This is a genomic window from Actinoplanes sp. NPDC048791 (genome assembly GCF_040650095.1).
Lineage (GTDB): Bacteria > Actinomycetota > Actinomycetes > Mycobacteriales > Micromonosporaceae > Actinoplanes.
The window spans coordinates 1-6,994 of sequence record NZ_JBEZGQ010000411.1; the positions used below are offsets into that span (position 1 = coordinate 1).

The 6,994-nt window shown below is 71.4% G+C and carries 5 protein-coding genes and 1 pseudogene; 1 reads left to right on the top strand and 5 read right to left on the bottom strand.

Annotated features, from left to right (window positions below; genetic code table 11):
- Positions 1-80: 80 nt before the first annotated feature.
- Genes purL through purS form a run of 3 tightly spaced genes read right to left on the bottom strand, consistent with a single transcriptional unit; the run spans position 81 to position 3,789 of the window.
- Positions 81-2,816: a phosphoribosylformylglycinamidine synthase subunit PurL gene (gene purL, locus AB0C29_RS26210; RefSeq protein ID WP_360825134.1), complete on the bottom strand. Its 2,736-nt coding sequence runs from the start codon at positions 2,814-2,816 to the stop codon at positions 81-83.
- Positions 2,813-3,526 carry a phosphoribosylformylglycinamidine synthase subunit PurQ gene (purQ, locus tag AB0C29_RS26215; RefSeq protein WP_360825137.1) on the bottom strand — a complete coding sequence of 238 codons (714 nt, stop codon included), beginning with the start codon at positions 3,524-3,526 and terminating at the stop codon, positions 2,813-2,815. Before purQ ends, purL begins: the two co-directional genes overlap by 4 nt.
- The gene (purS, locus tag AB0C29_RS26220) at positions 3,523-3,789 is read right to left on the bottom strand and encodes a phosphoribosylformylglycinamidine synthase subunit PurS (RefSeq protein ID WP_360546940.1); all 267 of its coding nucleotides are present in this window, start codon (positions 3,787-3,789) and stop codon (positions 3,523-3,525) included. Before purS ends, purQ begins: the two co-directional genes overlap by 4 nt.
- A 322-nt stretch (positions 3,790-4,111) precedes the next feature.
- Between purS and AB0C29_RS26225 the strand changes: the two genes are divergently transcribed.
- Positions 4,112-4,795: a trypsin-like serine protease gene (locus AB0C29_RS26225; protein ID WP_360825140.1), complete on the top strand. Its 684-nt coding sequence runs from the start codon at positions 4,112-4,114 to the stop codon at positions 4,793-4,795.
- Between the two features lie 56 nt (positions 4,796-4,851).
- Here AB0C29_RS26225 and purB read toward each other — a convergent pair whose 3' ends face one another.
- Positions 4,852-6,273 (bottom strand): adenylosuccinate lyase, encoded by a 1,422-nt coding sequence (purB, locus tag AB0C29_RS26230; protein WP_360825143.1) that lies wholly within the window; start codon positions 6,271-6,273, stop codon positions 4,852-4,854.
- Positions 6,270-6,994: pseudogene (locus AB0C29_RS26235) on the bottom strand (MFS transporter); the annotation flags it as partial. The gene purB and the pseudogene AB0C29_RS26235, both read right to left, overlap by 4 nt.

Below are 6,994 nucleotides of genomic sequence, written 5' to 3' on the forward strand. Positions count from 1 at the left end.
CACGACAGCGCGCCACGTCCGGGCGGGTGCCCAGCCGTGGCGCGCTGATCGTTGCTCGGTGCGGCGGTTGCCGCGCGTTGTCAGGCCTTGGACTCCGGCTCGTCGTCCGGCTTCGTCGGCTCCGTCACGGCCGGCGCAGCCTGCTCAGCCTCAATCGGACCGCCCGCCTGCGCGGCGTCGTCCGTGTCGGAACGGCTCGGCAGGTCCGCGACCTCGTCGGCCGGGCCGGAGGCCGGATGGGCGGGCTCGCTGATCTCCAGCGTGACCGACGGTCCCGTGCCCCGGTCGTCCCCGGCCGCGTTGTCCTCCGCGGCCGGCTGCGCCGGCTCGGCCTGCTCCTTCGCGGAGAGCTCGGCGGCTTCCACCACGGCGGCGATCTGCCGGGTGACGCCCTCGGCCGGTCCGCCGAAGAGGTTGCGCATCGTGGCCGTGAAGGCCGCCCGCAGCTCGTCGAGCCCGACGGAGAACTGGTCGTGGAGGTCGAGGACCGGCTCCTCCGCGGTGACGCCGATCTGCACGCAGGACACGTTGTGCTCCGCGGCCAGCGCCACGAAGGCCTTGTCGTGACCGCGCGGCACCGCGACCAGCGCACGTCCGGCCGACTCGCTGAACAGCCAGACGAACGGCGTGACGGAGGTGTCGTGCTCCGGCAGCTTGATCCGCGCGCCGACGTTGCGCCGCAGGCAGGACTCGACCAGCACCTGGGCCAGACCGCCGTCGGAGAGGTCGTGCGCCGCGACGATGTGCTCGCGTTCCGAGGCCTGCGCCATCAGCCGGCCCAGCGCCTGCTCGTGCGCCAGGTCCACCTTCGGCGGGCGGCCGCCCAGGTGGCCGTGGGTGACCCACGCCCACTCGGAGCCGGACAGCTCGCACTCGGTGTCGCCGAGCAGGAAGAGCAGGTCGCCCTCCGCGGTCGGCGGCGGCGGGAAGCCCATCGGCGTGCGGCGGGCGACGTCGTTGAGGATGCCGAGCACGCCGACCACCGGCGTCGGGTGGATCGCGGCGGCACCGGTCTGGTTGTAGAAGCTGACGTTGCCGCCGGTGACCGGGATGCCGAGCTGCTGGCAGCCGTCGGCCAGGCCGCGGACGGCCTCGGCGAACTGCCACATGACGGCCGGGTCCTCGGGGGAACCGAAGTTCAGGCAGTCGGTGACAGCGATCGGCTCGGCGCCGGTGACGGCGACATTGCGGTACGCCTCAGCCAACGCCAGCCGCGCACCCTCGTACGGGTCGAGCCGGGTGTAACGGCCGTTGCCGTCGACCGACAGCGCCACGCCGAGCCCGGTGCGCTCGTCGATGCGCAGCACGCCGGCGTCCTCGGGCTGGGCGAGCACGGTGTTGCCGAGCACGTACCGGTCGTACTGCTCGGTGACCCAGCTCTTGTCGCACAGGTTCGGCGACGCGATCATGCGCAGCAGCGTCTCGCGCAGCTCGTCCGGGGTGGACGGACGCGGCAGCGTCTCGGCCCGGTCGGCCTGCAGCAGGATCAGGTCGGCGGGCTCGCGGATCGGCCGGGCGTAGACCGGGCCGTCGTCGGCGAGCGAGCCGGGCGGCACGTCCACCACGATGTGGTCGTTCCAGCTGATCACCAGGCGGCCGGGCTGGCCGTCGGTCTGGCTGGGGGTGACCTCGCCGATGTTGGTGGCCCAGACGCCCCACTTCTCGGCGACCTTGAGCACCTCGTCGAGCTTCTCCGGCGCGACGATCAGCAGCATCCGCTCCTGCGACTCGCTGGCCAGGATCTCGGTCGGCGACATCGAGGCTTCGCGCAGCGGCACCCGCTCGAGGTAGACCCGCATGCCGGTGCCGGCCGCCGCCGCGGTCTCGGTGAGCGCGCAGGTCAGGCCCGCGCCGCCGAGGTCCTGGATGCCGACGACCAGGCCCGCGTCGTACAGCTCGAGGCAGCTCTCGATCAGCAGCTTCTCCATGAAGGGGTCGCCGACCTGCACCGACGGGCGGCGCTGTTCGGCGCCCTCGTCGAAGGTCGCCGAGGCCAGCACGGAGACACCGCCGATGCCGTCGCGCCCGGTGCGGGCGCCGAGCAGCACGACGACGTTGCCGACGCCGGCTGCCTCCTTGCGCTGCAGGCGCTCGACCGGCATGACGCCGATGCTCAGCGCGTTGATCAGCGGATTGCCCTGGTAGCAGGGGTCGAAGACGATCTCGCCGCCGATGTTGGGCAGGCCCAGGCAGTTGCCGTAGCCGCCGATGCCGGCGACCACGCCGGGCAGCACCCGCGCGGTGTCCGGGTGGTCCGCGGCACCGAAGCGCAGCGGGTCCATCACCGCGATCGGGCGGGCACCCATGGCGAGGATGTCGCGGACGATGCCGCCGACGCCGGTGGCCGCACCCTGGTACGGCTCCACGAAGCTCGGGTGGTTGTGCGACTCGACCTTGAAGGTGACGGCGATCTCGTCGGAGATCTGCACGACGCCCGCGTTCTCCCCGATGCCCGCCAGCATCCTGGTGTTCTTCGGGGCCTTCTCGCCGAACTGGCGCAGGTGCACCTTGCTCGACTTGTAGGAGCAGTGCTCGCTCCACATGATCGAATACATCGCCAGCTCGGACGCGGTCGGACGGCGGCCGAGGATCTGCCGGATCCGGTCGTACTCGTCGTCCTTGAGACCGAGCTCGGTGTGCGGCTGGAGCTCGTCGCCGGTGTTGAGCGCCCGCTCGACGGTGTCAGGTCCCCCGTCGAACTGGTTGATCAGCACGTCGGTGGCGGCGAAGCCACTCGGCTTGGCGCTGGCCGGCTGCTGCGGCACCTCCGGGGGCGCTGTCGCGCCGCTGGTCGCCGTGTCGTGCTGGGTGGTCATCGCTGGGCTCCCCCTGTGAGCTGCCCGCCCGCGGCCGACCCGGCCAGGTACCGCAGGGCTGAGGTGAAGAAGCCGAGGCCGTCGAGCGACGGACCGGTCAGCGCCTCCACCGCGTGTTCCGGGTGCGGCATGATGCCGACCACGTTGCCGGCCGCGTTGGTGATCGCGGCGATGTCGCGCTGCGAGCCGTTCGGGTTGCCGCGCGTGTAGCGGGCGACGATCCGGCCCTCGGCCTCGAGCTCGTCCAGGGTGCGCTCGTCCGCGACGTAACAGCCCTCGCCGTTCTTCACCGGGATCAGGATCTCACTCCCCTCGGTGAAGCCGTTGGTCCAGGCCGTCGACGTGCTGGCGACGCGCAGGTGCTGGTCGCGGTTGCGGAAGTGCAGGTGCTGGTTGCGGGTGAGCGCGCCCGGCAGCAGGTGGGCCTCGCAGAGGATCTGGAAGCCGTTGCAGATGCCGAGCACCGGCAGGCCGCCGCGGGCCGCGTCGGCGATGGTCTCCATGACCGGGGCGAACCGGGCGATCGCGCCGCAGCGCAGGGCGTCGCCGTAGGAGAAACCGCCGGGCAGGACCACGGCGTCGACGCCGTGCAGGTCCGGGTCGCCGTGCCAGAGACGGACGGCCTCGGCGCCGGCGATGCGCGCGGCGCGGGCCGCGTCACCGTCGTCGAGCGAACCGGGGAAGGTGACGACTCCGATCCGCATGGTCACGCGCTCTCGAGAGCGGCGTCACCGGCAGGCTCGTCGACCCGGATCGAGAAGTCCTCGATGACCGGGTTGGCGAGCAGCTTGTCGGCGATCTCGCGGGCCGTCTCGAGGTCGGGTTCACCGTCGAACTCGATCTCGATGCGGCGCCCGATGCGTACGGAGGAGATGGAGCTGACCCCGAGCCGTGGCAGCGCGTTGGCGACTGCCTGGCCCTGCGGATCGAGGATCTCCGGCTTGAGCATGACGTCGACGACGACGCGAGCCACGGGCACTCCTGACTGTGTAGGTGCGCAGTTGGGTGGCCCTCTAAGGGGCGAGCGGCCAAAGCCTACCTTGTACGACTCCCGATCGACCCATCGGCCGGTGTCGGCAGGCCGACGCGAGGGCCGCTGAGCAGCGAATCTCGACCGTGATCTCCGCCACGACAAGATCACCCAACGGTGTCGCCGGCTCACCGTCCGCGACCTCCCCCATCACACGGTGATAGGTGTCAATTGGAGTCTTGTCCCCGGGTGGCCCAGGTCATAGCGTTCAGTCGATCAAGTTCGATGCATCCCCCCATCGACAGACCTTCGGAAGGAGCCCGGCGTGCGCATCCGCATCGTCGTCGCCTCTCTGGCCACCGCCCTGACCGGCATCCTGGCCGCCCCCGCCGCCGCCAGTGCCGTGGAGCCCGGACCGGACCTCATCATCGGCGGCAGCACCGTCGCGTCGGCGCCCTGGGCCGCCGCGGTCTTCAGCAACGGCAGCTTCACCTGCTCCGGCACGATCATCTCGGCCAACTACGTGCTGACCGCCCGGCACTGCATCAGCGGCTCGATGTCGGTGCGCGTCGGCAGCGTCAGCCGCACGTCCGGCGGGGTCACCCGTACGGTGAGCTCCACCACCACCCAGAACGACCTCGCCCTGATGCGGCTGAGCAGCTCGGTCTCCACCACGTACATGCCGCTGTCCAGCGCGTACCCGCCGGTGGGCTCGACCAACTCGCTCTACGGCTGGGGCCAGACCTGCTACAGCGGCTGCGGCGCCTCGACGACGCTGAAGACCGCCTCGGTCCGGGTCACCTCGACCAACCAGACCGACGCGTACGGCGGCCGGGCGATCGGCTCCACCGCGATCAACGGCAACGCGTGGCGCGGCGACTCCGGCGGCCCGCAGGTCTACAACGGCGCGCAGGTCGGCGTCGCCTCCACGGCGGACGGCCAGAGCCGGCAGTACTACGGCAGCGTCGCCTACAACCGGGCGTGGATCACCTCGGTCGCGGGCGTCTGAGAATTCCGTCGGGGGGCGGTGAGACCAGCTCCGCCGCCCCCTGACGGCATCACGTTCTAGAGAATGGCCGCAGGCGTGTACTTGGCCGCCTCCGGGTGCTGCGCGACGATCGCCGCCACCCGTTCCGCCACCGCCCGGACCTGGGCCGGAGCCGCACCCACGAAGGCCGCCCGGTCCGCCACCAGGGCGTCGATCTCGGCCCGCGACAGCTGCAGCCGGCCGTCGGCCACCAGCCGGTCGAAGAGATCGTTCTCGGCGATGCCCTTCTCCCGCATCGCCAGGGCCACCGCCACCGCGTGTTCCTTGATCACCTCGTGCGCCACCTCTCGGCCGACGCCCTTGCGCACGGCGGCGACCAGCAGCTTGGTGGTGGTGAGGAACGGCAGGAAGCGGTCCAGCTCGCGGGCGATGACCGCCGGGTACGCACCGAACTCGTCGAGCACGGTCAGGAACGTCTGGAACAGGCCGTCGGTGGCGAAGAACGCATCCGGCAGGGCCACCCGGCGCACGACCGAGCAGGAGACGTCACCCTCGTTCCACTGGTCGCCGGCCAGCTCCCCGACCATCGACAGATAACCGCGGACGATCACCGCGAGGCCGTTGACCCGTTCCGACGAACGCGTGTTCATCTTGTGCGGCATCGCCGACGAACCGACCTGACCGGCCTTGAAACCCTCGGTGACCAGCTCCTGGCCGACCATCAGGCGGATCGTGGTGGCCAGCGACGACGGCGCCGCCACCACCTGGGCCAGGGCGGACACCACGTCGAAGTCGAGCGACCGCGGGTAGACCTGGCCGACGCTGGTCAGCACCCGTTCGAAGCCGAGATGCGCGGCGACCTTGCGCTCCAGCTCGGCCAGCTTGTCCGCGTCGCCGTCGAGCAGGTCAAGCTGGTCGGCGGCGGTGCCGACCGGACCCTTGATGCCGCGCAGGGGATAACGGCGGAGCAGATCGTCCAGGCGCTCGTACGCGATCAGCAGCTCCTCGGCCGCACTCGCGAACCGCTTGCCCAGCGTGGTCGCCTGGGCCGCGACGTTGTGCGACCGTCCGGTGAGCACGAGGTCGCTGTGCTCGAGGGCGCGCTCGGTGAGCCGGGCCAGCGTGGTGACGATCCGGCTGCGCACCAGCTCCAGCGAGGCCCGGATCTGCAACTGCTCGACGTTCTCGGTGAGGTCACGCGAGGTCATGCCCTTGTGGATGTGCTCGTGCCCGGCGAGCGCGCTGAACTCCTCGATGCGGGCCTTCACGTCGTGCCGGGTGACCCGCTCCCGTGCCGCGATGCTCGCGAGGTCGACATCGTCGACCACTGCCTCGTACGCCTCGACGACCCCGTCCGGAAGCGTGACGCCGAGATCGCGCTGGGCCCGCAGGACCGCGAGCCACAGCCGGCGCTCCATCCGGATCTTCTCCTCCGGCGACCAGAGGTCGACGAGATCGGCGGACGCGTAGCGGCTGGCGAGGACGTTCGGAATGCTCACCGGGCCGATTCTTCCATGTCGGCCGCGACGGGCTCCGGGCTCGTCGGCCGGTGGTGCCGCAGGTTACGCACGTCCCGGCCGGCCAGCATGCCGGCGACCGCGAGCCCGATCAGGGCGGCCGCGCCGACCAGCGTCGGCTCGACGCCGACGGCCCCGGCGATGGGCCCGGCCAGGACCTGACCGACCGGGATCGCGACAAAGGACCCGACCATGTCGTACGAGTAGACGCGCGCGAGTTTGTCAGCGGGGACGTGCTCCTGCATCGTCGTCTCCCACGCCACGGCGAACTGCTCGATGCCGAGGCCGGCAAGGAACGCCGCCGCCAGCAGCAACCCGAGATGCGGGGCGATGCCGAGGGTGAGCATCGGCAGAACCTCGAAGGCGGTGCAGAAGACGCCGAACCGCAGCAGCCGGACCACGTTGATCCGCATGGCGACGACGGCGCCGAGCACCATGCCGACGGTCTGCGCGGCGAGCACAAAACCCCAGGCGCGGCGGCCGACGGTGTCGTCGGCGACCACCGGTCCGAGGACGGACATGCCGCCGCTGAGGCAGGCGTTGATCACGCCGAAGCCGGCGACCACGACCCACAGCCAGGTACGGCTGCGGAACTCGGTCCACCCGCCCCGCAGATCCGCCAGAATGCTGCTCCGGCCGGGTGCGGCGGCCTCCTTCGGCGCCTGGGCCGGCTGCGGACCGGCACCGCCCTCCGCGGGCGCGG